Source organism: Gemella massiliensis, assembly GCF_900120125.1.
Classification (GTDB): Bacteria; Bacillota; Bacilli; order Staphylococcales; family Gemellaceae; genus Gemella; species Gemella massiliensis.
In genome coordinates, this window is the sequence record NZ_LT635544.1 from 540,800 (window position 1) to 566,089 (window position 25,290).

The window sequence follows — 25,290 nt, forward strand, 5'->3', positions numbered from 1 at the left end:
TTATAAATCGATGAGTATCTGAAAGTGTTAACTTTTGGATTTTTTTAATGTTTAAACTATAGAAATAGAAATTGTATTAGTGAAAAAGGGGATTTTATGTATCAAGGAAAAAATATAAAAGAGCAATCAATAATATTTATAAAATTACTTATTCCGGTATTGATTTATCAAATTATTTCATATTCATCGGGAATGATAGGGACGTTTATGGCAGGACATTACAGCCCGACAGATTTAGCAGGGGTAAGTATGGGAGTTAATATATGGAATCCAATTATGTACACGCTTAATGCAATAGTACTTGCCATTATTCCGATAGTATCACAGCTAATTGGAAAGGGAAGAGAGGATGAAATTCCGACGAAAGTTCGTCAATTTTTGTATATAGCTATAGCGATTAGTATAATTTTAATAATTGGGCTAAATACTTTAGCTACACCGGTAGTAAATTCACTAGGTTTAGAGGAAAGTATAGCTAAAGTTACTAAAAAATATTTATTTTATGAGAGTTTTGGAGTATTATCAATATTTCTTTACGTTGTACTTCGTGGTTTTATGGATAGCTTAGGCTTAACCCGTTTATCAATGATTATGATGGTAATTTCAGTTCCGATTAATGTATTTTTTGCTTATAGTTTTATTTTTGGAAAATTTGGAATGCCGGAGTTAGGTGGAGCCGGAAATGCTGTAGCCGTATCGGTAACATATACTGCATTGTTTTTTATTGCATTAGTCCTTACAATAAAACATCCAAAATTAAATAAATATAAAATATTTCAAAAAGAGAGTATTAAACTTAATCACTGGGGAGAAATTTTTAGACTTGGGGTACCTATAGCGTTTGCAGCAGCATTGGAAACAGTAGTGTTTTCAACATTATCACTTATGGTATCAAGGTTCGATACAACTATAATTGCTGCCCATCAATCAGCATTAAATTTTTCGGGTTTTTTGTATAGTTTACCGGTTAGTGTAGCAAATACTGTAACAATTATTGTAGCATTTCATGTTGGAGCAAAAAATTATAAGATGGCTCAGAGATATACATTTATTGGGTGTGGCATAGGTATGGTTTTTTCATTTATATCAGGACTTATGGTCTATATATTTGATTCAAAAATCCCTTATCTATATACAAATGATAAAGGGGTAATAAATTTAACAGCGCATTTGTTATTGTATGCAATAGGATTTGCCATTTGTGATTCTTTTGCTTCATGTTTAGCAGGGGTTTTGCGTGGTTATAAAAAGGCTGTTCCTATTTGTGTGACAATGGGGATAGGATATTATTTAATAGGAATACCTATATCTTATTATTTGGTATTCGTTCGCAATATAGGAATTGATGGTCTATGGATAGGCTGGATTATCGGTTTAACCTTTTATGCTATCGGTATTTTAATTTATTATTGGTATATGAAAAGAAAGATTAACAGGAAAATTTATTCAATATAATGTTATAATCTAAAATTACGTAATCAACTTTAAAAGCAATAAAGTGTTAAATTTAGCTGTTTTTAGTTGAAAGCGTAATTTTTTTCTTGACAATATTTTATAAAAACCATATAATGTAGTTATCAAAACTAGATAAAAAGGTGATGGTAATTTGAAAGAAAATATATATCCAAAATGGATTGATTTACCGGAGTTTGATTTATATTTAGATCAGGTATTGCTTTATGTTAATCAACTAGATAGCACAGCAGTTGTTCATGGAGAAAAGGGCTTAACCTCAGCAATGATAAATAATTATGTTAAACATGGATATTTAGATAAACCCATTAAAAAAAATATACAAGAAGACAATTAGCACGCCTTATAGTTATAACGTGTTTAAAAAATGTTTTCTCAATTCAAGAGGTCAGTAAAACGGTGAAATTATTAACCAAAAACAATCAATCAGAAAAAATGTATGATAATTTTGTTCGTTGCATGAATGGTGAAGAAAGCGATGATATACCGGCTGCCATTATTTTGGCTTGTAGAACCATTCGTTTATATCAACAAACTCATATGATAGTAGAAGATTTAGAAAAACAAGAAGAAGTATAGTAAAGGAGAGAAATAATGAATTGGAAAATAGTGGTAGATACCGGCTGCGACTTACGGGAAATACCTAATTTAGCAGAGAATACAGTTTTTGAAAGAATTCCATTTTCTATTCAAATAGGGGAGAAAGAGTACAAAGATACTTTAGATTTAGATATAGATTTTATGATGGAAGAAATTTATTCAAGTGAAAAAGTAGCACGTTCTGCATGCCCTAGTCCTAATGCGTTTTTATCAGCATATAAAAATACAGATAATATATTCGTTTTAACACTAACCAGCGGATTATCAGGCAGTTATAATAGTGCAAAAATCGCTGAGAAAATGTTATATGAAATCAACCCGGCAGCTAATATACATGTAATAGATAGCTTATCGGCAGGGGGGCATATGGATTTATTAGTCTTGAAGTTAAATAGTTTAATAGGTCAAGGATATGATTTTGAGGAGATAGTGGAAAAAATAACAGAGTATCATAAAAATTCAAAATTATTATTTGTATTGGAAAAAGTTGATAATTTAGTAAAAAACGGAAGACTTAGTAAACTAGCGGCAACCGTTGTCGGACTTTTAAATATTCGTATGGTTGGGGAAGCAAGTGATGAAGGGACGCTTCATTTATTACATAAAGTTCGTGGTGAAAAAAAGCAATTACTGAGATTATAAATGAAATGAAAAAACATGGTTATAAAGGTGGAAAAGTAGTTATAACTCATAGGAATAATGAAGGAATTTGTAAAAAATTGGAAAGTAAATTACAAGAATTTTATGGAAATATAACTTTTTCAATTATACGAACTTCAGGTTTGTGCAGCTTTTATGCAGAAGAAGGCGGAATTTTACTAGGATACGAAATTAATTAAAAAATAAAGGTGGAATAGCGTTTAGGTACTAACCCAAAAACTTTGACAAGTTTTGGAGTTAGTACCTTATTTCTTTTATACCTTTATTTTTTGTGAGTATTATAATCTATAAACTGAGATACGTTGTTGAATGTGATTTCCATTTTCTACTTCATCAAGCATTGCACTGGCATAATCGGCATAACTTATAGAACTTTCCCCTTTTTGATTTACCGTAAATACCTCTCCGGCAGTTGCATATTTATTGGTTTTTTCTCCATTTTCAATAAAATTGGCAGCAGGACTTATAAATGTCCATTTTACATTATTTTTGGTTCTTAGTAGATCTAATTCATCAGCTTGCGCAGTAGCTAATGGTTTAAATTCTTCCGGGAAAGTAGATGTATCCAATAGACGAGTAGTATGTGTATTATCAATATATAAGCTACCTGCACCACCCACAACTAAGAAACGGATATCGCTATCTGCTAGTAGAGTTGTAAGGTATTCTATTGATTTGCTGTGAATAGGAAAAGTTTCAGGGGTAAATGCTCCTATTGCACTAATTACAACATCAAATTTTTTTAAATCATTCTTAGTTAAATCGAATAAATCTTTTTCAATAACTTCATTTGTTACTGTTTTGTTGGTTGAACGAACGATTGCTGTAACATCGTGATTACGTTCTACTGCTTCTTTTACAATTAAACTACCTGCTTTACCGTTTGCTCCTATAACTGCTATTTTCATTTCAATGACCTCCGTTTTTAAATCTATTATTGAATTTTTGTTTTGATAATAATATAATATACTTATACAAACTAAATGTAAAGTACGCACTTTAAGGTAATATAATTACTTAAAAGAAACTATTGTGTATTATAAGTTTTATTAGATATAAAACTTAATTTTTTCGGAGGTAATTAATTATGGAAAAAAATTTACCGGCATGTCCTGTGGAACTGACACTAACTCTTATAAGTAATAGGTGGAGAATACTTATTATTCGTGATTTATTAGAGGGAACTAAACGTTTTGGAGAATTAAAAAGATCTGTAGGTAATGTATCACAAAAAGTTCTTACCGCCAATTTACGTGAAATGGAAAAAAGCGGATTAATTAATAGAAAAGTTTATGCAGAAGTACCGCCACGTGTTGAATATTCGTTAACGGATTTAGGAAATTCTTTAGAACTAGTGATAAACTCATTAGGTTCTTGGGGAATGACATATAGAAATAAACTGGAAAATTTATAAAAAGAAAATAATTTAGATGATAATTAATTGTTTATGAGTTATAATATAGTCAAGGTGCATAAGTATGCACTATTATTTTAATATATATTAAAGGGGAATAACTATGAATAAAAATAGTTTGTTGTCAAAAGTATTTCATAGATACTTCATTGTAGCACTAAACGGTATGGCTCTTGGGTTGTTTTGTACTCTTATAATCGGGCTTATTATTAAACAGATAGCATTAAGCTTAAGTGGAGGGTTATCAGGATTTTTAGTTGCTGTAGCGACGATAGCCATGGCACTTACAGGACCTGTAATCGGTATAGGAGTAGCACATGCGTTGAAAGCACCTAAGTTAGTAATTTTAGCATCAGGTGTTGTTGGATTTCTTGGAGCATTTGGTTCTAACCTTGGTACAAACCATCTAATTGAACAGGGGAAACTTTCTATTAGTGGTTCAGGTGATCCGCTTGGGGCTTTTATTGCTGTCGTTATTGCGGCTGAGTGTGGACGATTAATTTCAGGAAAAACAAAAATAGATATTATTGTAACACCTTTTGTTACGATTATTATTGGAGCCGTTGTGGCTTATTATACCGGTCCATATTTAATTAGTGGTATGAAAATGCTTGGTTCATTTATTCGAGAGGCAACAGAATTACAACCATTTATAATGGGAATAGTTGTATCAGTTGTAATGGGAATTATTTTAACATTACCGATTAGTTCGGCGGCATTATCTATAATTTTAGGATTGTCGGGTATAGCGGCAGGAGCTTCTACTGTCGGGTGTGCGGCGCAAATGGTAGGATTTGCGGTAATTAGTTTTAAAGCAAATGGTTGGAACGGATTACTTGCACAAGGTTTAGGAACATCAATGCTTCAGGTTCCGAATATTATGAAAAAACCTATTATATGGATACCGCCTATTATAGCAAGTGCTATACTTGGTCCGGTAGCAACACTTGTATGTGCAATGGAGAATAACCCTGCCGGTGGTGGTATGGGGACATCAGGTCTTGTTGGACAACTTATGACATGGCAAACAATGGCTGGGCATACTAACCATATGATACTTCTTGTAGAAATATTGCTACTGCATTTTATTTTGCCGGCGATATTATCGTATGCAGTTTATTATTACATGGAAAAAAAAGGATATGTTAAATCATCAGATTACCAACTTGCATTATAATAAATAATACATCATACATATATATATATTATGTACAGTTAATTAATAAAGTATTTAAGATAGGTGCAAGAATTTTGATGAATATGCAAAAAGACGGATAAAATAAAAATACCGCTCAAAAAAATTAGTGCAATTTAAAAACAATCTCAATGTTATATGACTGACGTTGAGATTGTTTTTTGCTGTTTTAACGAGATAATAAATATTATACTATGAAAAGTTAAAATATAAAAAAATTGTAAATACATATAAATAGTATTCAAAAGTCATTAAAATATGGTAAAATAAATAGGACTGTAAATACAATTATATATTTATATACAAAATATTATTTTTTGCTGATTTTATAGTAGTATGTTACCCTTAAAAATTAACCTTTGAACAGCAACGAACTTAATAGCAATGTTTGTAGTGGTAATAGTAAAATGCTAAAAGCATTTTACTTGGAGAATTTTAGACCTTGGCTAAAATTCTAGCCGAAAAATCCACCTACGTAGTAGGTTAGTTGTAGGCGTCCATACCACTACTAACCATTGCTGGAATATTTGTAAAATAATATATAATTAAATAACAAAAGGAGTTAAAATTGCATGGTTATTCAATGGTTTCCCGGGCATATGGCAAAGGCAACAAGAGAAGTAAAAGAAAAATTAAAATTAGTAGATATTGTATTTGAACTTGTAGATGCTCGTTGTCCGTTATCATCACACAACATGTACTTAGATGAAGTAGTGAAAGACAAAAAGAAAATTATTATTTTTAATAAGGTTGACCTATGTGATAGAAAAGAAACTGCAAAATGGAAAAATTATTTTGAAGATAAAGGATATGTTGTTGTTTACACTGATTCAAAAAATAGCAATAACTTAAATAAAGTAATTGGTAAGGCTAAAGAAGAATTAGCAGAAAAAATTGCTCGCCAAGTAGAAAAAGGTATAAAACCAAGAGCAATTCGATCTATGGTAATAGGGATTCCTAATGTCGGAAAATCAACATTTATCAATAAATTGATAAAAAAAAATGTAGCAAATACTGCTAATAAACCAGGTGTTACTAAAAAACAACAGTGGTTAAAATTGAATAAAGATATTGAGTTGTTGGATACACCGGGAATTTTAATGCCCAAATTTGACAATCAAAAAATAGGTAAAAAATTAAGTTTAATTGCTTCAATAAAAGATGATATAACACCACTTGATGATGTATGTTTATACTTAATAGAATTATTAAAAACAAATTATTTAGAAAATTTAAATAACCTTTATAAAATAAATGTGTCACAAGATGATGACAATGTTTTTATTATGGAAAAAATTGCTGAGAAGAAATTTAAAAAGATTGCCGGAGATTATGACTATGATTCTACTATAAAATTACTTATCCAAGATTTCAGAACACAAAAATTCGGATTAATTACCTTAGATAATTATCAAGAAATGGTGGAAATTAATGATGAAAATTAACGAAATAAAAGAAATTTTTTCACAAGAGATAGTAGAAAAAGAAATAATAGAAACATTGCAAAAAGATGAGAGAATAGGTGTAAAAAAAATATTACTTAGTTATAATAAAAAACAAGAAAAGAAAAATTTTCTAAAAAAAGAATACGAAAAAAAGTCATTTTATGAAAATAAGTGTTATAATAGTGGGTATAAGTATATTTGTGGAGTAGATGAGGTAGGTCGTGGACCTTTGGCGGGTCCGGTAGTAGCAGCTGCGGTAATTTTAAAACCGGATAATTATTTTGAAGGATTAAATGATTCAAAAAAATTATCAAAAACTAAACGTGAAGAATTGTACGATAAAATAAAAGCTGAAGCATTAGCATATGCGGTGTGTGAAGTAGATAATAGAGAAATAGAAAAATATAATATTTATAATGCCAGCAGAATAGCAATGCAAAAAGCTGTTGAAAAGTTATCACAGACGCCGGATTTTCTTTTAATTGATGCCATGCCATTTGGAAATTATCCAATTTCAAATTTTAGTATGGTTAAGGGTGATGAAAAAAGCGTTTCAATAGCGGCGGCTTCCGTTATAGCTAAAGTATATCGTGATCGCTTAATGGAAGATTATTCAAAAAAATATCCATATTATGATTTTGAAAATAATGCAGGATATGGCACCAAGAGACACTTGGAAGCCTTAGATAAATATGGAATTTGTCCAATACATCGAAGAGATTTTGAACCGATAAAAACAATAATACAAGGAGGAAAAAATGAACAACGAAAAAAATAATAATCATGGTCAGAAGATCAGCGTACATAAAAAAAATAATGTTGTGAAAAATAAATTAAATAACATTGAGAGTAAAGAAGTAAAGAAAAAACCAAGTAAATCAAGAAAAAATTATCCAAAGGTTAGTATAACTCCGTTAGGGGGAGTAGAAGAAGTAGCTAAAAACATGTATATGGTAGAAATTGGTGACGAGATATTTGTTTTAGATGCCGGTCTTATGTTCCCTGAAACTGAAATGATAGGGATAGATGCGGTTATACCGGATATTAGTTACTTGATTAAGAATAAGAATAGGGTAAAAGGTATCTTTTTATCTAATGGACGTGTAAGTTCTATGGGGGCTGTTCCTTATATAATAGATAAGCTGAAGTGTCCTGTTTATGGTTCTAAATTAACGATTGATTTATTAAAAAATCATTTAAAACAATTAAATATCAGACGTCGTATTAAATTTTATTATGTTAGAGAGAATAATAAATATGATTTTAATAATGCTCATATAACATTTTTTAAAACGACATATTCTATGCCGGATTCACTAGGTATTTGCATTTCTACCGCACAAGGAAATATAGTTTATACCGGAGAATTTAAGTTTGACCAATCTGTAAGTAAAGAATACAGAGCAGATATGTTAAAAATTAGCCAACTAGGTCAAAAAGGTGTTATGGTATTACTAAGTGATTCCAGTAATGCTAATGTAAAGGGATATAATGTGCCGGAAAATGAGGCGGCAGAACAGATTGATAACGCATTTTATCAAGCTAATAAAAGAATTATTGTTACGTGTTATGCCTCTAATTTTTTAACAATTTCTCATATTGTTAAAGCCGCATTAGGTCAAAATAGAAAAATATTATTACTGGGTCAAGCTATTCAAGATTCTATAAATAGTGCAAGAAATATGAATTACCTAGAAATAGAAGACGATAAATTAATTGGTATAGACGATTTAAAAAACTATCCACAAAATGAAATATGTATTCTTTCATCCGGAGAACAAGGAGAACCCATTGAAGCGATGAAAAATATTGCAGAGAAATCTATTACCAATATTCAAATAGAAGAAGGAGATACTATTATGATAGCGGCAACTCCATCACCTAACATGGAAGTTATGTTATTCCAAACATTAAATCTTCTTGTAGAATTAGGTGCTAATGTTGTTACCGCCTCTAAACGTCTTCATGCTGCAAGTCACGCTACACGTGAAGAATTAAAATTGATGTTGAATATGTTAATGCCTAAACACTTTATTCCTGTTCAAGGAGAATTTAGGAATTTAAGAAAACATGCAGAAATAGCAGCGGAAACAGGTGTTAACAAAAAAAATATTCACATATTGGAAAAAGGTACTACGTTGGAAATTTCAGGTAATAAGGCAAAAGAATTATTAAAAAATATTCCGGTTGGAAATATTCTTGTAGATGGTCGTGGAATTGGAGATGTAGAAGACAGTGTTTTAAAAGATAGAAAGTTGTTGTCAAATGACGGTATTTTTGTAACCTCGTATGCAATAAGCAGAAAAACTAAAAGTTTAGTCGGAAGACCATGTATTCAAACAAAGGGTTTTGTCTATGTTAAAAAAAGTGCTGAACTCATAAAAGAAGCTGAAGAAAAAGTCACAGAATACTTAATTAATAATCCTATAAAGAGTATTCGTGATTGTTCAACAATAAAATCAGAAATTAGAAGTATGTTATCCAGTCTACTTTATGATAGTACAAAACGAAAACCTATAATTATAGTCAACTTTACATTAATTTAATAAAAAATAAAAGGGGATAATAAATTAATTGTCCCCTTATAACTAACTAAAAAGGAGGTAGCTTATGTCTAAAGTGATTGCTCATATCGATATGAATTGTTTTTATGCAAGTGTCGAAGAAAAGTATAATCCAAAATTAAAGGGAAGACCGTTGGCAGTTGCAGGAGAAGTTAAGAAAAGACATGGAATAATAGTTACCTCCAATTATCCGGCAAGATCTTTTGGAGTGAAAACTACAATGAGAGTAGGAGAAGCCAGAAAATTATGTCCAAGTTTGCAAATAGTACGTCCTGATTTTGAAAAATATCAAATAGAATCAAAAAGGATTTTTGATTTAGTAAGGGAATATACTGATAAAATTGAAATAGTTTCTATAGATGAGGCTTATATAGATTTAAGTGAAATAAAAGATCCGATAAAAGTCGCTGCTGTAATTCAAAGAAGAATATATAAACAACTGAAAATACCTTCGAGTATAGGGATTTCTTATAATAAATTTTTTGCAAAGATGGCATCGGATTTAAAAAAACCGCTTGGTTTTACGATAATAAATAAAAAAAATTATAAGGAAATATTGTGGAATCTTGATGTAGAAAAGATGCACGGTTGTGGAAAAGCTGCAACAAAAAAATTAAAAAAACTAAAAATTAATACAATAGGTGATGTTGCAACTGCTAATGAGGTTATTTTACATAGTATTCTTGGAATTCAAGGTTTAAGATTAAAAAAAAGAGCCAATGGAGAAGATAGTAGAGTGTTAAAATACACCGTAGAAAGAAAATCAATAGGAAATTCTAAAACATTTTCCAGTGATTTAATAGAAGAAGAGGAAATATTAAAAGAAGTAAAAAAATTAAGTAAAAAGGTAAGTGAAAGAGCTGTATCACGAGATTATGTAGGGAATAATATTTCTATAATGATTAAATTTTCTGACTTTAAGGTTATGACACGTTCGAAAAAAATTTCTGAGTACATAAATGCTGAAAAAGATATTTTTGGTTATGCCTGGGAATTATTATCCGAAAATTATGATTTTAATGTAGGGATAAGGTTATTGGGAGTGTCATTAAATGAGATAAAAAAATTAAAAGATTTAAACATTCAATTAGATATTTTTGATGAAAAAAATTATAAAAAAGAAGAAAAGTTAAGAAAATTATCACGAAGTTTAAAAGAACAATTTGGTGATAAAGTTCTTACAAGTCCTCAAAAAAATGATAATAAAAACAAAAAGACTATAATAACTACAAGCTTTAGTAAAGATTTTTTAGATTAATAAAAACCTAAAAGAAAGGAAGAAAAATGCTGATGATTAATAAGAGATTAGAATTAGTTGCAACATATGTTACGGGTAGAAGGCTTGCAGATATAGGAAGTGATCATGCATATTTACCTTTATACTTGGTCAAAAATAAAAAAATAGATTTTGCTATAGCCGGTGAAATAGTAGAAGGTCCATATAAAGTATCTCAAAAAAATGTAGCACAAGAAGGTTTTTCAAAAATTATTGAATGTCGGAAAGCAGCAGGATTAGATGCAATATCACTTGATGACAATATAGAAGTAATTACTATTTGTGGAATGGGTGGAAAATTAATAGCTGAAATATTGGAAAATGGAAAAGGAAAATTAAAAAGCAAGCCGAGTTTAATTTTACAACCAAATGTTGGAGAAAATTTCGTTCGCATTAAATTGCAAGAATTAGGATATAAAATAGATGCAGAAGACATAATAGAAGAAGATGGGCATATTTATGAAATAATAGTAGCTAGTTTTGGAAAAATGAATTTAACAGAAGATGAGATAAATTTTGGAAAATTTTTAACAAAAGAAAAACCGGAACTATATATAAAGAAACAAAATTTAGAATTAGAAAAAATAAATTATATATTAGCACAACTAAAAAAATCTAACAATACTCAGCTAGAGAAAATAAAGGTGCAGGAAGAAAAATATAAAAAAATAGAAGCGCTAATTCAGTAGTTTTTAAGATTTACAAAAAAATTTATTAGAACGGTATTTATAATTTATAAATCATAATTGATTTGGATAGACACAAGATAGGAGTGTAAGAAAATGGAATATAGTTTTAAAGATATGTATTCTAGATCAAAAGTAGCAGTAGAAACAGATAGATATGTTATTTATCAAATGTTAAAATCGAAATTAAATTTTAGTGGAAATTATTTACTTATAAAACAAATGCCGGAAATTGTTGATGAGTTGGAATATTATATAGCTTCTTGTTATAAATTTTTTAAAGATGCCGGTATTAATTTTATTCATATAGCTACACCGGAGAAAAAAGAACTTTCTAAAAAATTAAAAAAATATCTAAAAAAAGATGGATATAATGAGATAAATTTTGACTTGTACCATTTGAAAAGAGAAGAATTTGTTGAACAAAATCTGAGTAATTATAAAGTAGAATTTTTACAGAAAAAAGATAACAGTGAATATTTAGAGTTTCAATATAAAATAGATTCGGAACTGGGTGATAGTCGATGGGCAATTCATAATCAAGAGTTGCTTTATGAAAATATTCGTTCAGAAAATATACTTCAATTAATAGCAAAAGATAATGATAAAATTATAGGAACTATGAATGTAATAATGAAAACAGACTTTTTTGAAGTTGATAATCTGTATGTAGCCAAAGAGTACAGAAGACAAGGAGTTGCTAAACATCTTTTAAATTACGCAGTGTTAAATATGAGAAAAGAAAATGTAGTATTGGTTGCTGATAGTAATGATACACCTAAATATATGTATGAAAAAATTGGATTTAAAAAAATATCAAAGCAAGATTTTTATCTAAAATCGAATGTTAATTAAGAAATGCTTTAATAAATATTTGGCTAATTATAGAATTAAAGAGGATAAGTACAACCGAATATTTTTGGAAAATATTTTTAAAATATTGATGAATTTTGTTATGTGTAGTAAACTAATAGTGGTGGTTTTATAGAAGAGAGTAGGTAAATAAAATTGAAAAAGGTAGTTAAAAAAATATTAAAATTTATTATAGAATCCTCAGTAGTTGTCCTTATTATTTATGGAGTTTTTTCTGCCGGTGGTTATGTGAAATCTAAAAAACATAAAGATAATCAAGTAGAAGTTTCAAAACAGGAACAGGTTCAAAAAAATAATGAGTCCAAAGAAGAAAGTCAAGAAAAGAAAAAATTAAATCAAGCGGAACTTGATGAGGCTATGAATAATATAGTTAGCAAATATCAAGGAAATAACGAAATTGGTGTTGTTTATAAAAATTTTTCAACCGGTTACAGATTTGCGGTAGCAGATGATAAATATTTTACAGCGGCGAGTACCGTTAAAGTTGTATATGCTATGAAGATTTATGATAGAATAAAAGCAGGAGAAATATCTAAAGATAAGCCGATTTATTATAATAAGAAATTTTTAGAAGAAGGTGGGGGAGAAATAACCAATCAACCTAAAAAGGATAGTTATGAATTAGAGTATGTAATTCAAAATATGATTCAATATTCTGATAATACAGCTACCAGAATGCTCATTGGGAACAGTGCGACAGCCAGCGATGTTCTTACTAAATATTTTGCACAATTAGGTGTTTCTCTACCTGTAGCGCAAGCACAAAAAAATAAAGTAACTCCAAAAATGATGGAGGCAGCATGGAGTAAATTATATTCAGAAAGAGATAACTACCCTGAATTATTAAAATATTTGCAAGACACAAAAGATAGTGAATGGATAAAAAAAGGTATTCAAGATAAAAAAATAGCGAGTAAGTATGGCGGAATAGATGCCAATATGCACGACACTGCTATAGTATTTGGTGATCAAGACTATATGCTGCTCATATATACAAATAATTTGTCAAATTCAGGAAATAGTATTTCAGAAATGGCAAAAGAGATAAATAATCTTACTGATAATAATATGTAAAGTAATTACAGTTATTTCGACAATATTAACATCTAACTTTGATAAAAATGGCTCTGTGTCAAATACGGGGCATGAGAAAAAATAAGGATAAAATGCTAAGCAATGCAGTGTTGCTTGGCATTTTTCAAAACGCCCTTAAAAGAAATATTATTTTTATACTCAGAAACAAATAACCTAGAAACAACTAAAATGCGTAATCTAAAGTTATAAAAGCTATTATAACCATAAGAAACTCTCTTTAAAACCTTTATCTTATTATTAATACCCTCCAAAGAACCATTAGAAATAGAATACCTAACACTATTAAGCATATACCCTTTATGTTTTCTCATAGTATTAATAGCCTTACTAACACCATCAGATAAATCGATAGTAGATTTTTCAATTAATTCTTTAAACTCCAACTCATTTCTATACCTTATTGCATATCTAATATCCTGAACTCTCTCATAGCTAGCCTTAAATATACAATCTAATCCTAATAAATAATCTAAAATATCACGTCTAGTAACTAAACTCCTAAAACTCCTATTAAAGAAAAACCTACCATGAGTAACATTACTTTCATCTTCTAATATTAACTTCCAATTATTTTTTAAAAGAGTATAATTAATACCTTTTTGTTTTTTGTAAATATTCATTAGCTTAACTCTAGTTCTATTAAGTTCTCTATTAACATTTTGAATAAAGTTCTCTATTAACATTTTGAATAATATGAAACCTATCTATAACAATTTCAGCATTAGGAAACTTATTTCTAATCAACTTCATATAAGGAGTATAAATATCAATACAAATAGCCTTAACATTACTTCTAGCCTCTTTAGAAAATCTGGAAAAATAATTATTTAAAATATACTCAGTTCTACCATCAACTATATCAATAATCTCATGAGTTAAAGCATCTAAAAAAATAAAACTCATACCATTTTTACTATCTTTAGTAAACTTTAACTCATCAAAGCATAAATACTCAGGTAAGGTATTATAGTTAAGAATGTCTACATGGGATTTACATTTATAAAGAGTTCTTATAACAATATTAACCGATACATTATTCATTTTGGCTATTTGTTTAAAAGATAAAGTATCAGCTAAATCACTCATTATAGAAAACTTAACATTTTTAGAAATACTACAGTATTTATCTACAAAAGAAGTAGTAGCTACAAATTTTTTATTACAAGTTTTACACTTGAAACGTTGCTTTCTTAGTTCCAAATAAGCAGGGATACCTGATATTTTTAATAGATTAATTCTAGTAAGTTCATTAAAGCCGTTTTTAACTACAGTATAACCTTTATTAAGACAACCACAGCATTCACACTTCTTGGGTTTATATGTTAAGGTACCTTTGAATACAAAGTACTTTTGATTATTTTTTATAGTTTCGTTATGTGTTTTCTCAATAGTTATATTTTTATCTTTTATTTGTAGTAGGTTTTTAATGAATTCTCCCTCTTTTATTTCTTTTGTTTTTGTGTTAAAATTATTCATGACAGATATCCTTTCATAGTTTATTTTTTTGCACTTTAATTATATTGGATATTTGTCTTTTTGTATATTAAAAAATAATACGAGGTATGGATTTTTTTCCATGCCCCGTATTTATTATACAACCATAAAAATTAGATGTTTTTTTGCGATTAAGTGAGATAATGTTTTGAAAATAATTTGATAAAAATAATTGAAAAAAGCTATATAAAAGTATATAATAGGTATATTAGGGTAATATTTTAGTACGGAGGATTGAAATGGGATTTTTATCAAAATTATTCGGAAAAGAAGATAAAAAAACAGAAGAATTAGTAATAAATTCTTATATGAAAGGAAAAGTAGTAGCCATTACTGAAGTTCCGGATCCGGTATTTGCACAGAAAATGATGGGTGATGGTTTTGCAATTATCCCTGAAGAAGGAAAATTGCTGTCACCGGTTTCGGGAGAAATTATCCAAGTATTTCCGACAAAACATGCTTTCGGAATAAAGACAGGAGATGTAGAGTTACTTATCCATGTTGGTTTAGAGACAGTATCTATGAAAGGTGAAGGATTTGATGTTTTAGTGTCAGCCGGGGATAAAGTAGAGGTCGGTCAAACATTATTAACTTATGATTTAGAATTAGTAAAAGAAAAAGCAAAAGATATCATTACCCCTTGTGTAGTTACAAATATGGATATTGTTGAAGATATTAGTGTTTTAAAACTAAATGAAACCGTAGATTTTTCACAAGAAGTGGCAAAAATAAAACTTAAATAGATGCGAGTCTATTTAAGTTTTAATAGTATAATATTATGAATGATAAAAAATTTTGGAAAATAGTATATTTGCATATTGTTAAATATAATTATAATATACTTTATTATCGTCCGGAGAAGAAAGATGTTTGGTTAATAAATGATGATAATGAGTTGGTAAGATTTATTTATAGCAATAATTTTAAAACAACTGAAATAGATAGTGTAATTTCTAATATAATTCGGAACGAAACAAGATTGAAAAAAATGTTTAAATTGAAAAATTTAAAAATTAAAATAATATTTGTTTCACCGGAATATGATGAGATAATTACAGATTATAAAAAGTATAAAATTTCAAGTGATTTGATAATAGAAAGAGTTTTATTTAATGAAAAAAATAGTAAGCTATTCGTGAAAGAACGTGATTTAAAATTTATTGAAGATTCTCCGGATACATCACGTTATAAAACCAGAGTTGTAGAACTATACAAAAAACAAACTTTAAATAAAACAGTATTTGATGTCAAATTTAACATAATTTCGTTATGCTATTTATTATTGTTTTTCTTAAAATATGTTAGTATTTATGCAAGTAACGGAAGTTTCTCAATTTATAAATTTTTAGGATATGATTATCAAGGAATTATTAGCGGACAATTTTATAGGTTAATAACGAGTGTTTTTGTTGTTAATGATTTTATGAGCTTATTTATAGTAGTAGTGAGTATTTTTGTATCATCGTTATTATTTAATAAGAATTTGAATATTCGTGAATCGTCGGTAATATTAATAACTACAGCTATCATTTTTAATCTGTTTTTGCTGTTTGGTTATTCGGGAGATTTAAATATTCCTGTTGTTTCTTATCTGGCAGTTTTAGGTTCTATATTTTTAACGCAGTTAAGTAAAAAAAGTAATAATTTGCAATTTATGTACGCTGTTTCTTTATCATTAGTGTATTTGTTGGGAAGTGCTATACTACTAAACACCAACGTTGCTCTTTATATTTTTTCATTTATAGTTGGGGTGTTTTTGCAACTATTATTATTGAATAAAAGGAGTATTTATATATTATCAATAGCTTTTGTATTGATTATGGTGTCCGGGATAGTTGTAAAAATTGCTAATATTGATACAAAAAGTAAAGTTAATACTTACTTAGTTAGAAAAATTGATAAAAGGTTGGAAAAACCGAGAAGTGATGAGGATATTTTTAATTTAGAAAAAGAATTGACTTCCAGAAATAAATCGGCACTTACATATTATGAGTTAGGTATGATTAAAATGACAAACCTTTCAGTTAATGATGCTAAAAAAGTATTCTTAGAGGGAATTCAGTTTGATAGCAGTTTTGCACCGCTTTATTACAAATTGGCATTAATAGAAAGACAAGAAGGTAATTATAGTAAATCTAAGGAATATGCAGATAAGGCATTAAAAATTAGTAATCTTGAGAAATATAAAAACTTGGTGGAAGAACTTAGTAATTATTAAGGGTGAAGATGATGATAAATTTTTATGATTTACAACAATTTTTAAAATCTTTTGGTATAATAATATATATGAAAGATAGAAAGCATACTTTAAGTATGGTAGAGTATGAAGTAAGAGAATTAAAAAGATTAGAATTAATTTCCAAAGAAGATTTTATAAGAGCGATTGCTATTATAAAACATGAGATGAATTATGAATTAGCGAAAGGATAGGTGAGAAAAATGGAAAATAGTCTTATATTTATAAAAGTTAGAAAGAGAATAGAAGAAGATATTATGAAAATCGAAGATATGATTGAAGCGTGTCTTTCAGTTAAAGGTGAAAAAAAATGTCCATTATATCAAGATGTAATTGATACACAAATTTTTGGATTAACGAAAGAAATAAATCTTGCGGTAGAAATAGGGTGTATCACTGCGGAGGCAGGTAAGAAAATTTTGACCGATCTTGAAGATAAAGCCGGTATGATGTATGGCAGTGTTGACAACCAAAGCAAAGCAAACTAGGTTATGAAGATAATAAGATTACAGCAAAGTATAAAACATGAACGACGTCATGTAAAATTAGATCTTGTAGTAGCTTTAACATTATTAATTTTATTTATTTTAAGTTGTATAATGGTTTATAGCGCCAGTATGATTGGGAATAAGTATGGAACATTCACATCGTCTATACCGGTAGATGCAAATTATTTTTTAATAAGGCAAGCGATTTGGGCATCATTATCTTACGTGGCGTTTTTAATCTTTTCAGTAGTAATTCCATTCGAAATTTTTAGAAGTAAAAATTTATTAAAATATGGGCAGTTCATTATTTTAGGATTACTATTAATTCCGTTTGCATTACCAAGTATAAATGGTGCAAGATCATGGATAAGATTAGGGGCATTTAGTTTTCAACCGTCAACTTTAGCACAACTATTTATTATTATTTATATGGCATTTATTTTAGAAACAAGAAAGACAAAATTAAGACAAGTCTTAACAAGCAGTGAGTTAATTAATATTTTTGGAATACCGTTATTTTTAACAGCGGTTATATTTGCTCAAAATGATACCGGAATGGTTTTAATAACTCTTAGTGTTGTTGGAATTATGGCGCTTTGTTCCAATATGAATTTTAAAAATATTAGGAAAATTATAACACTTGCATTATTGGCGAGTGTCATGTTAATAGGTATTTTATTTATTACAGGGTTGTTTTCCGGAAGCTCATATAGAACTAATCGGATAAAGGTATTTTTGAATCCTTTTTCAGAGAATCTTAGTGCAGCGGCCGATCAGGTAATAAATTCCTATATAGCGTTTGGTAATGGTGGCTTAGTGGGTCGTGGTTTAGGAAACTCTATTCAAAAACTCGGTTATCTGCCGGAAGCTCATACAGATTTTATTTTAGCAATTATTGCAGAAGAACTCGGTCTTATAGGAGTGTTATTTGTAATTCTGTTACTTTGTATATTGGTGGGAAAAGCTGTTTTTGCGGGGACTAAATCTAAAAATACGTTTGGTGCCATGTATGCAATAGGTTTTGCAACACTTTTATCAGTTCAAACTGTTATAAATATTGGAGGGGTTACTGCTTCCATTCCCATGACAGGAGTACCACTTCCTTTTGTAAGTAATGGAGGAAGTTCGCTTTTAATTCTTAGTATAGGACTTGGTATAGTTACCAATATTCTTGCTCATGTTAAATCTTTAAGAGAAGATAAACAAAATTTATAAAAATAACTAATTTAAAGTGAAAATTTTACTAAAAGTTTAAGAATATGCTCTGTTACTTTTAGAGTTTTGTCTTTAAATTAGTTTTTTGGGTTGTATAATAAATATGGATAGGTACTAGCCCCCGAAACTTGGATAAGTTTTGGGGAGCTATTTTTAATGAAATTAATAAATGAAAAAATTTCATACCCGTATTTCTAGGAGAGCCTAGAATTTTAACTTTAGGTTTATTTTTTTATTTGAGAAAGAAATAAATTTGATGGTTAACTTGATAAGTTTTAACATTCAAGCTATAATAGTAAAGTAACTTTTAAAGGAGATATTAAATGAAATTAGAAGAGTTTAATTTTAATTTACCAGAAGAGTTGATAGCACAAACTCCGTTGTTAAAACGAGATACTAGTAAATTACTTATGGTTGATAGAAAAAACAATAATTATAAACATAAGGTATTCTCTGATATTATAGATTATTTTAATCCCGGAGATACATTAGTTCTTAATAATACCCGTGTAATGCCGGCACGCTTATATGGGGAGAAAAAAGGAACCGGTGCAGCTATTGAGGTACTACTTTTAAAAACTAAAGAACATAATATTTGGGAGTGTTTAGTAAAACCTGCCAAAAGAATAAAAATAGGAAGTATTGTTTCATTCGGTGACGGAGTTATGGAAGCGGAGTGTATCAAAGTAATGGATGATGGCTTTAGGTATTTTAAGTTTAGCTATGAGGGAATTTTTCAAGAACGTCTTGATGAACTGGGAACAATGCCACTGCCACCGTACATAAAAGAAAGATTAATTGATAAAGAACGTTATCAGACGGTTTATTCAAAAGAAATCGGCAGTTCAGCGGCTCCAACGGCAGGGTTACACTTTACAGAAGAATTGTTGAAAAAAATAAAAGAAAAAGGTGTAAATATTGCTTATTTGACGCTTCATGTAGGTCTTGGAACATTTCGCCCGGTTGTGACTGAAAATATTGAAGATCATGATATGCATTCTGAATATTATACAATTGATGAAGAAACTGCAAATATAATCAATGAAACAAAAAAAAGATGTAATAAAGTTTTTTCGGTTGGAACAACTTCTACAAGAACTTTAGAAACTATTGCTAGAGATAATAATGGAAAGATAGTTGCGGCTTCCGGATGGACAAATATATTTATTTATCCGGGATTTGAGTTTAAATGTGTAGACGGTTTGATAACTAACTTTCATTTGCCGAAATCATCACTAATAATGTTGGTTAGTGCATTTTATAGCAGAGAAAAAGTGTTAGAATTATATAAGATTGCAGTGGACAATAAATATCGTTTCTTTAGTTTTGGAGATGCGATGATGATAATATGATGTTTGAGAAAGGATTATGTAATGAGAGATGTAAGAGAAAATGCAGTTTGGTATGAGCATATTAAAACTTGTAAACAGTCAGGAGCAAGACTTGGTATAGTTCATACTCCGCATGGTAGTTTTGAAACTCCGGTATTTATGCCGGTAGGGACACAGGCAACAGTTAAAGCAATGTCGCCGGAAGAAGTTAAAAGTATGGGAGCAAATATTATTTTATCCAATACATATCATCTATGGCTTAGACCCGGAGAGGGTATAGTAGAAAAAGCCGGAGGTCTTCATAAATTTATGAATTGGGATGGGAGTATTTTAACCGATTCAGGAGGATTTCAAGTATTTTCATTAAGTGATTTAAGAAAAATAGAAGAAGAAGGAGTTCATTTTAGAAATCATCTATCGGGTGAAAAATTATTTTTATCTCCTGAAAAAGCTATGGCTATTCAAAATTCACTTGGTTCTGATATTATGATGGCATTTGATGAATGTCCTGATTTTAATCATGATTATAAATATATTAGACAATCTGTTGAAAGAACTTCACGTTGGGCAGAACGTTGTCTAAAAGCACATAAAAATCCGAAAACGCAGAGTATTTTTGGGATTGTGCAAGGTGCAGGATACGATGATTTAAGAAAACAAAGTGCAAAGGATTTAGTGAGTTTAGATTTTCCGGGATATGCAATTGGAGGGCTTTCAGTTGGGGAACCTAAGCATGAAATGTATAGGGTATTAGAATATCTAACACCGTTATTACCTACAAATAAGGCACGATATTTAATGGGTGTAGGATCTCCTGATGCGTTGTTTGAGGGTGTATTACGTGGTGTTGATATGTTTGATTGCGTATTACCTACGCGTATTGCACGAAATGGAACATGTATGACGTCGCAGGGAAGAGTTGTTGTAAAAAATGCAAAATATGCGGAAGATTTTACCCCGCTGGATTCGGAGTGTGATTGTTATTGTTGTAAAAATTATACTAAGGCATATCTTCGCCACTTATTTAAAGCAGATGAAATATTTGGAGCAAGGCTTACATCAACACATAATATACATTTTTTAATTAATATGATGAAAAATATTCGTAAGGCAATTATGGAAGATAGATTATTAGATTATAAAGAAGAATTTTTCGAAAAATATGGTTTAAATCAGGAAAATCCTAAAAATTTCTAATAATACTAATATTTATAGTTTATTTTTTTAAAACATTATAGTAGAATAAACATATACAGAAATTCGGAGGTAAAAAATATGCCAAGTCAATATATTAATATAATAATGATAGTTGCATTATTTGGTTTTATGTATTTTATAGTGATAAGACCGCAATCAAAACGAAATAAAGAATTAAAATTATTACAGGATTCTTTAAAAGAAGGTGACAGAATCGTCACATTCGCCGGGATATACGGAGATATAATAGAAGTAGGAACACTGACAGTTAAGGTAAGAATAGCACCTAAAGTAGAAATTGAGTTGGACAGAAATGCTATTCGTAGTTTAGCGGCTAAATAAAATAAAAATCGAGGATAGAAAAATTTTCTAATCTTCGATTTTTATTTTATAATATTTTAAAAAATAAATTTATTACTTACCAAATACGTTTTTCCATTCAGATTTTTTATCTAGGAATTTTATAGCTTCTTGCTTAGCGCCTTTTAGGGAGTGAGAAGCTGCCCAGCCGCATTGTATTTCATTGCAAGCCGGGACTTCAGTAGCAACAAGAACATCTTCCAACGTCTTGGTAAGAGCTTCTACTACCGCCTCATAGCTATCATTATTTATTACTGATAAATAAAACCCTGTTTGACAACCCATTGGTCCAAAATCCAAAACATTATCAAGGTGATTACGAATTAATTCTGCAATTAAATGTTCAAGAGAATGAAGGCTTGGCATTGCTAAATGTTCTTTATTCGGCTGGCAAAATCTAATATCATATTTATATATTTTATCACCATTTTCTCCGCTATATACTCCAACAAGCCTAATATAAGGTGCAACTACTTTAGTATGATCAAGGTTAAAACTTTCAACATTCATTTTTTTATTAGTCATCGTTATTCTCCATTAAAAAATAAATTTTCGATTGTAGTGTAATTATACTATATTTTTTCTAAATAAAAAAGTGTATAATTAATATAAAAAATTGTGTAAAAATACAATAAAATTGACTTATGGTAACGGATAGATTTATCTAAATTCTTTTCTTTTTTTACTTGTTATTTTTTTTACCTCCAACTGAGCTGCTGGGAGATAGCTTTTTCCATTTTTCAGTAAGTTGCAGATAATGTTGGTGATTTCAATAAAATCTTCTTCAACATACCCTTTAGTAGTCATAGCCGCTGTACCTAAACGAAGTCCGCTTGTTTTTGCCGGCGGTAACGTATCAAACGGGATACCGTTTTTGTTACATGTGATATATGCTTTACTTAGTAAATCACTGGCATCATGACCGTTAATACCGTAAGTAGTAAAGGTATCTATTAAACAAAGGTGATTATCACTTCCGTTACTTACAACAGGAATATTATTTTGTTTAAAAGTTTTAACCATAGCTTTCATGTTATTTAGAACTTGTTGTTGATAAAGTTTAAATGATGGTTGTAAAGCCTCATTAAAGCAGATTGCTTTTGCTGCAATAATATGCTCTAACGGACCGCCTTGGGCTCCCGGGAAAATCATTTTGTTGATTTTAGTAGCTATTTTTTCGTTATTGGTTAATATAATTCCTCCACGAGGGCCACGAAGAGTTTTATGTGTGGTAGAAGTTACAACGTCAGCATAAGGTAATGGAGAAGGATGTAATTTAGTAGCAACAAGCCCTGCGATATGAGCCATATCAACCATTAAGTAAGCATTGACTTCATCGGCAATTTCTCTAAATTTTTTAAAATCTATTATACGAGAATAAGCACTCGCCCCGGCTATAATCATTTTAGGTTTATACTCTTTTGCAAGTTTTAACACTTCATCATAATTGATAAGATGAGTATCTTTAGTGACGCCATAGGAGATAGCATTAAATATTTTTCCGGAGAAGTTTACACGACTACCATGTGTTAAATGTCCTCCCGAATCCATGCTCATACCAAGAACAGTATCCCCCGGATTTAGTAAAGCCATGTAAACTGCAATATTAGCACTAGAACCGGAATGAGCTTGAACATTGACAAATTCAGCATTAAATAATTTTTTTAGTCTTTCAATAGCAAGAGTTTCTATTTCATCAATAACTTCACAGCCGTCATAATATCTTTTTCCGGGATAACCCTCGGCATATTTATTGGTAAGAATACTTCCGGTTGCTTTTAGTATATTTTCTGAAACAAAATTTTCACTAGCAATGAGTTCAATATTTGTATTTTGACGATCTTTTTCTTTTTCAATAAGTTCAAAAATTTTATCCATTAAGAGCTCCTTTATAATTAGATTTGTAGAGATGATAGTTTCTCAATTTTTATAGAAATATTTTAACATATGATAAATTGAAATCAAAACAAATGAATTGAAATTAAGTTCGGGGTTTAGGTAGAAAATCGAAATTATTTGTGCTATAATTATAGAGGGATACGGCTGTATTACTATATCGAACCAAATTTAAGGAGAATATTTAAAATGCTTGTAGATAAACCGTTGAAGCTATTTTCATTGAATTCTAATATTCCACTGGCAAAACAAGTTGCAAATTCACTAGGGGTGGAACTTAGTAAATGTAGTGTTAAAAAGTTTAGCGATGGGGAGGTTTCTATCAATATTGAAGAAAGTGTTAGAGGTTGTGAGGTATTTGTTATTCAATCAACAAGTGAACCTGTAAATGACAATTTAATGACGCTTTTAATTATGATTGATGCTTTAAAACGTGCTTCTGTAGATACTATTAATGTAGTAATTCCATATTATGGATATGCAAGACAAGATAGAAAAGCGAGAAGTAGAGAACCGATTACTGCTAAATTGGTAGCTAATCTTTTAGAAGTAGCTGGAGCTGACAGAGTAATTGCCTTAGACTTACATGCACTTCAAATTCAAGGTTTCTTTGATATTCCGGTAGATCATCTTATGGCAGTACCGATTATTGCGAAATATTTTAAAAACAAGTTAACGGATATGGACGATGTTGTTGTTGTTTCCCCCGATCATGGAGGAGTTACACGTGCCAGAAAATTAGCGGATTCGTTGAATACGCCGATAGCTATAATAGATAAAAGAAGACCTAAACCGAACGTTGCGGAGGTAATGAATATTGTAGGTAATATCGAAGGGAAAACGTGTATTCTTATAGATGATATTATAGATACGGCAGGAACTATTACACTGGGAGCTAAAGCACTTAAAAATATGGGTGCAAAAGAGGTGTATGCAAGTTGTTCGCATGCTGTATTAAGTGGGCAAGCGTTGGAAAGAATAGAGGATTCTCCAATTAAAGAGTTGGTATATGCAAATACAATTCATATACCGGAAGAGAAAAAATTAGATAAAATGGTTCCGTTATGTGTCGGTGAATTGATTGCTAAAGCAATTTATAGAATTCATCACAACGAACCGGTAAGTGTTCTTTTTGATTAATATAAAGTTTTTGAAGATTAAAAAAAGGCAGCGAATTCGTTGCCTTTTTAAATATTAATTAAGAAAGGAGAAAAAATGAAATTAATTGTTGGGCTTGGAAATCCCGGTAAACAATATGCAAATACAAGACATAATATAGGATTTATGATCTTAGATGAATTAGCAAAAAACTGGGGAGTCAGTTTTGATAAAAATAAATTTAATGCTGATTATACGGTTGCTTATTATAACGGGATAAGGTATTTATTAATAAAGCCGACAACTTATATGAATTTATCAGGTGAGGCTTTAAGGAAATTTTATGATTATTTTGAAATAGATATAGATGATATACTTGTAGTTTATGATGATTTAGATACTAAAACAGCAAGTTTTAAATTGAAGGCAAAAGGAAGTAGCGGTGGGCATAACGGTATAAAAAGTATTATTTCACATTTAGGCACCGAAAATTTTAATAGGTTAAAGATTGGGATAGATAGACCGACACCTCCAATGAAAGTTGTTGACTATGTACTCGGGAAATTTTCAAAAGAAGAAATGAATGAAATAGAAAAAATTTATAAAAAAAGCATTGATGCTATAGAAGATTTTTCAAAAATGAATATAGTAGAATTAATGAATAAGTATAACTAAAAAGAATTATTATAATTAA

General features: G+C 29.6%; 28 protein-coding genes and 1 pseudogene. 24 read left to right on the plus strand and 5 right to left on the minus strand.

The window, feature by feature from the left end:
- Positions 1–96 precede the first annotated feature (96 nt).
- From BQ7358_RS02490 to BQ7358_RS08940, 5 genes and pseudogenes are all read left to right on the plus strand, one after another.
- Positions 97–1,455 carry an MATE family efflux transporter gene (locus tag BQ7358_RS02490; RefSeq protein ID WP_062173103.1) on the plus strand — a complete coding sequence of 453 codons (1,359 nt, stop codon included), beginning with the start codon at positions 97–99 and terminating at the stop codon, positions 1,453–1,455.
- A 217-nt stretch (positions 1,456–1,672) separates the two neighbouring features.
- A pseudogene (locus BQ7358_RS08930) lies at positions 1,673–1,863 on the plus strand (DUF1836 domain-containing protein); the annotation flags it as partial.
- Positions 1,864–1,872: 9 nt separating this feature from the next.
- Positions 1,873–2,052 (plus strand): hypothetical protein, encoded by a 180-nt coding sequence (locus tag BQ7358_RS08935; RefSeq protein ID WP_234971563.1) that lies wholly within the window; start codon positions 1,873–1,875, stop codon positions 2,050–2,052.
- 15 nt (positions 2,053–2,067) lie between these two features.
- The gene (locus tag BQ7358_RS02500) at positions 2,068–2,715 is read left to right on the plus strand and encodes a DegV family protein (protein ID WP_234971557.1); all 648 of its coding nucleotides are present in this window, start codon (positions 2,068–2,070) and stop codon (positions 2,713–2,715) included.
- Positions 2,716–2,720: 5 nt separating this feature from the next.
- The gene (locus BQ7358_RS08940; RefSeq protein WP_234971558.1) at positions 2,721–2,912 is read left to right on the plus strand and encodes a hypothetical protein; all 192 of its coding nucleotides are present in this window, start codon (positions 2,721–2,723) and stop codon (positions 2,910–2,912) included.
- 99 nt (positions 2,913–3,011) lie between these two features.
- Here the strand turns inward: BQ7358_RS08940 and BQ7358_RS02505 are convergent, their stop codons facing one another.
- Positions 3,012–3,641, minus strand: a complete 630-nt coding sequence (locus tag BQ7358_RS02505; protein WP_062173105.1) for an NAD(P)-dependent oxidoreductase — start codon at positions 3,639–3,641, stop codon at positions 3,012–3,014.
- Positions 3,642–3,820: 179 nt separating this feature from the next.
- On the opposite strand from BQ7358_RS02505, the gene BQ7358_RS02510 reads away from it, so the two are divergent.
- The 9 genes from BQ7358_RS02510 (at position 3,821) to BQ7358_RS02550 (ending at position 13,260) form a co-directional block, all read left to right on the plus strand.
- Positions 3,821–4,147, plus strand: a complete 327-nt coding sequence (locus BQ7358_RS02510) for a winged helix-turn-helix transcriptional regulator (protein ID WP_062173106.1) — start codon at positions 3,821–3,823, stop codon at positions 4,145–4,147.
- A 103-nt stretch (positions 4,148–4,250) separates the two neighbouring features.
- Positions 4,251–5,324, plus strand: a complete 1,074-nt coding sequence (locus BQ7358_RS02515; protein WP_072520176.1) for a PTS sugar transporter subunit IIC — start codon at positions 4,251–4,253, stop codon at positions 5,322–5,324.
- Between the two features lie 590 nt (positions 5,325–5,914).
- Positions 5,915–6,787: a ribosome biogenesis GTPase YlqF gene (ylqF, locus tag BQ7358_RS02520; RefSeq protein ID WP_062173108.1), complete on the plus strand. Its 873-nt coding sequence runs from the start codon at positions 5,915–5,917 to the stop codon at positions 6,785–6,787.
- Positions 6,777–7,565 (plus strand): ribonuclease HII, encoded by a 789-nt coding sequence (locus tag BQ7358_RS02525; protein ID WP_062174694.1) that lies wholly within the window; start codon positions 6,777–6,779, stop codon positions 7,563–7,565. Before ylqF ends, BQ7358_RS02525 begins: the two co-directional genes overlap by 11 nt.
- On the plus strand, positions 7,546–9,333 hold the full coding sequence (locus BQ7358_RS02530; protein ID WP_083577628.1) for a ribonuclease J: 1,788 nt from the start codon (positions 7,546–7,548) through the stop codon (positions 9,331–9,333). The genes BQ7358_RS02525 and BQ7358_RS02530 overlap by 20 nt, the downstream gene beginning before the upstream one ends.
- A 64-nt stretch (positions 9,334–9,397) precedes the next feature.
- Complete coding sequence (locus BQ7358_RS02535) at positions 9,398–10,609, plus strand: DNA polymerase IV (protein ID WP_062173110.1); 1,212 nt, start codon at positions 9,398–9,400, stop codon at positions 10,607–10,609.
- A gap of 32 nt (positions 10,610–10,641) precedes the next feature.
- Entirely contained in the window at positions 10,642–11,316 is a 675-nt protein-coding gene (locus tag BQ7358_RS02540; RefSeq protein WP_231723805.1) for a tRNA (adenine(22)-N(1))-methyltransferase, read from the plus strand.
- 93 nt (positions 11,317–11,409) lie between these two features.
- The gene (locus BQ7358_RS02545) at positions 11,410–12,168 is read left to right on the plus strand and encodes a GNAT family N-acetyltransferase (RefSeq protein ID WP_062173112.1); all 759 of its coding nucleotides are present in this window, start codon (positions 11,410–11,412) and stop codon (positions 12,166–12,168) included.
- Between the two features lie 153 nt (positions 12,169–12,321).
- On the plus strand, positions 12,322–13,260 hold the full coding sequence (locus tag BQ7358_RS02550; protein WP_072520177.1) for a serine hydrolase: 939 nt from the start codon (positions 12,322–12,324) through the stop codon (positions 13,258–13,260).
- Positions 13,261–13,355: 95 nt separating this feature from the next.
- On the opposite strand, the gene BQ7358_RS08945 is transcribed toward BQ7358_RS02550, so the two are convergent.
- Together BQ7358_RS08945 and BQ7358_RS08950 are read right to left on the minus strand one after the other, a co-directional pair.
- The gene (locus BQ7358_RS08945) at positions 13,356–13,964 is read right to left on the minus strand and encodes a transposase (RefSeq protein WP_231723783.1); all 609 of its coding nucleotides are present in this window, start codon (positions 13,962–13,964) and stop codon (positions 13,356–13,358) included.
- The gene (locus BQ7358_RS08950; RefSeq protein WP_234971559.1) at positions 13,933–14,757 is read right to left on the minus strand and encodes an ISL3 family transposase; all 825 of its coding nucleotides are present in this window, start codon (positions 14,755–14,757) and stop codon (positions 13,933–13,935) included. The genes BQ7358_RS08945 and BQ7358_RS08950 overlap by 32 nt, the downstream gene beginning before the upstream one ends.
- A 257-nt stretch (positions 14,758–15,014) precedes the next feature.
- On the opposite strand from BQ7358_RS08950, the gene BQ7358_RS02560 reads away from it, so the two are divergent.
- From BQ7358_RS02560 to yajC, 8 genes are all read left to right on the plus strand, one after another.
- Positions 15,015–15,518: a PTS sugar transporter subunit IIA gene (locus BQ7358_RS02560; RefSeq protein WP_062173114.1), complete on the plus strand. Its 504-nt coding sequence runs from the start codon at positions 15,015–15,017 to the stop codon at positions 15,516–15,518.
- Between the two features lie 35 nt (positions 15,519–15,553).
- Positions 15,554–16,993 (plus strand): hypothetical protein, encoded by a 1,440-nt coding sequence (locus BQ7358_RS02565; RefSeq protein WP_062173115.1) that lies wholly within the window; start codon positions 15,554–15,556, stop codon positions 16,991–16,993.
- Positions 16,994–17,004: 11 nt separating this feature from the next.
- Positions 17,005–17,205 carry a YqgQ family protein gene (locus BQ7358_RS02570; protein ID WP_062173116.1) on the plus strand — a complete coding sequence of 67 codons (201 nt, stop codon included), beginning with the start codon at positions 17,005–17,007 and terminating at the stop codon, positions 17,203–17,205.
- A 9-nt stretch (positions 17,206–17,214) separates the two neighbouring features.
- Positions 17,215–17,499, plus strand: coding sequence for a DUF1507 family protein (locus tag BQ7358_RS02575; RefSeq protein ID WP_062173117.1), 285 nt, complete (start codon positions 17,215–17,217; stop codon positions 17,497–17,499).
- A 3-nt stretch (positions 17,500–17,502) separates the two neighbouring features.
- Positions 17,503–18,714, plus strand: a complete 1,212-nt coding sequence (locus BQ7358_RS02580) for an FtsW/RodA/SpoVE family cell cycle protein (RefSeq protein ID WP_062173118.1) — start codon at positions 17,503–17,505, stop codon at positions 18,712–18,714.
- 323 nt (positions 18,715–19,037) lie between these two features.
- Positions 19,038–20,066: a tRNA preQ1(34) S-adenosylmethionine ribosyltransferase-isomerase QueA gene (queA, locus tag BQ7358_RS02585; RefSeq protein ID WP_062173119.1), complete on the plus strand. Its 1,029-nt coding sequence runs from the start codon at positions 19,038–19,040 to the stop codon at positions 20,064–20,066.
- A 21-nt stretch (positions 20,067–20,087) separates the two neighbouring features.
- A complete protein-coding gene (gene tgt, locus BQ7358_RS02590) occupies positions 20,088–21,242 on the plus strand; it encodes a tRNA guanosine(34) transglycosylase Tgt (protein ID WP_062173120.1) in 1,155 nt (384 codons plus the stop codon).
- Between the two features lie 78 nt (positions 21,243–21,320).
- A complete protein-coding gene (gene yajC / locus BQ7358_RS02595; RefSeq protein WP_062173121.1) occupies positions 21,321–21,584 on the plus strand; it encodes a preprotein translocase subunit YajC in 264 nt (87 codons plus the stop codon).
- A 72-nt stretch (positions 21,585–21,656) separates the two neighbouring features.
- Here the strand turns inward: yajC and BQ7358_RS02600 are convergent, their stop codons facing one another.
- Entirely contained in the window at positions 21,657–22,127 is a 471-nt protein-coding gene (locus tag BQ7358_RS02600) for an S-ribosylhomocysteine lyase (RefSeq protein ID WP_062173122.1), read from the minus strand.
- A gap of 135 nt (positions 22,128–22,262) precedes the next feature.
- A complete protein-coding gene (gene glyA / locus BQ7358_RS02605; protein ID WP_062173123.1) occupies positions 22,263–23,480 on the minus strand; it encodes a serine hydroxymethyltransferase in 1,218 nt (405 codons plus the stop codon).
- A gap of 207 nt (positions 23,481–23,687) precedes the next feature.
- Here glyA and BQ7358_RS02610 point away from each other — a divergent pair, with 207 nt between their 5' ends.
- Entirely contained in the window at positions 23,688–24,638 is a 951-nt protein-coding gene (locus tag BQ7358_RS02610) for a ribose-phosphate diphosphokinase (protein WP_062173124.1), read from the plus strand.
- Between the two features lie 75 nt (positions 24,639–24,713).
- Positions 24,714–25,271 (plus strand): aminoacyl-tRNA hydrolase, encoded by a 558-nt coding sequence (gene pth, locus BQ7358_RS02615; protein ID WP_062173125.1) that lies wholly within the window; start codon positions 24,714–24,716, stop codon positions 25,269–25,271.
- Positions 25,272–25,290: the final 19 nt, after the last annotated feature.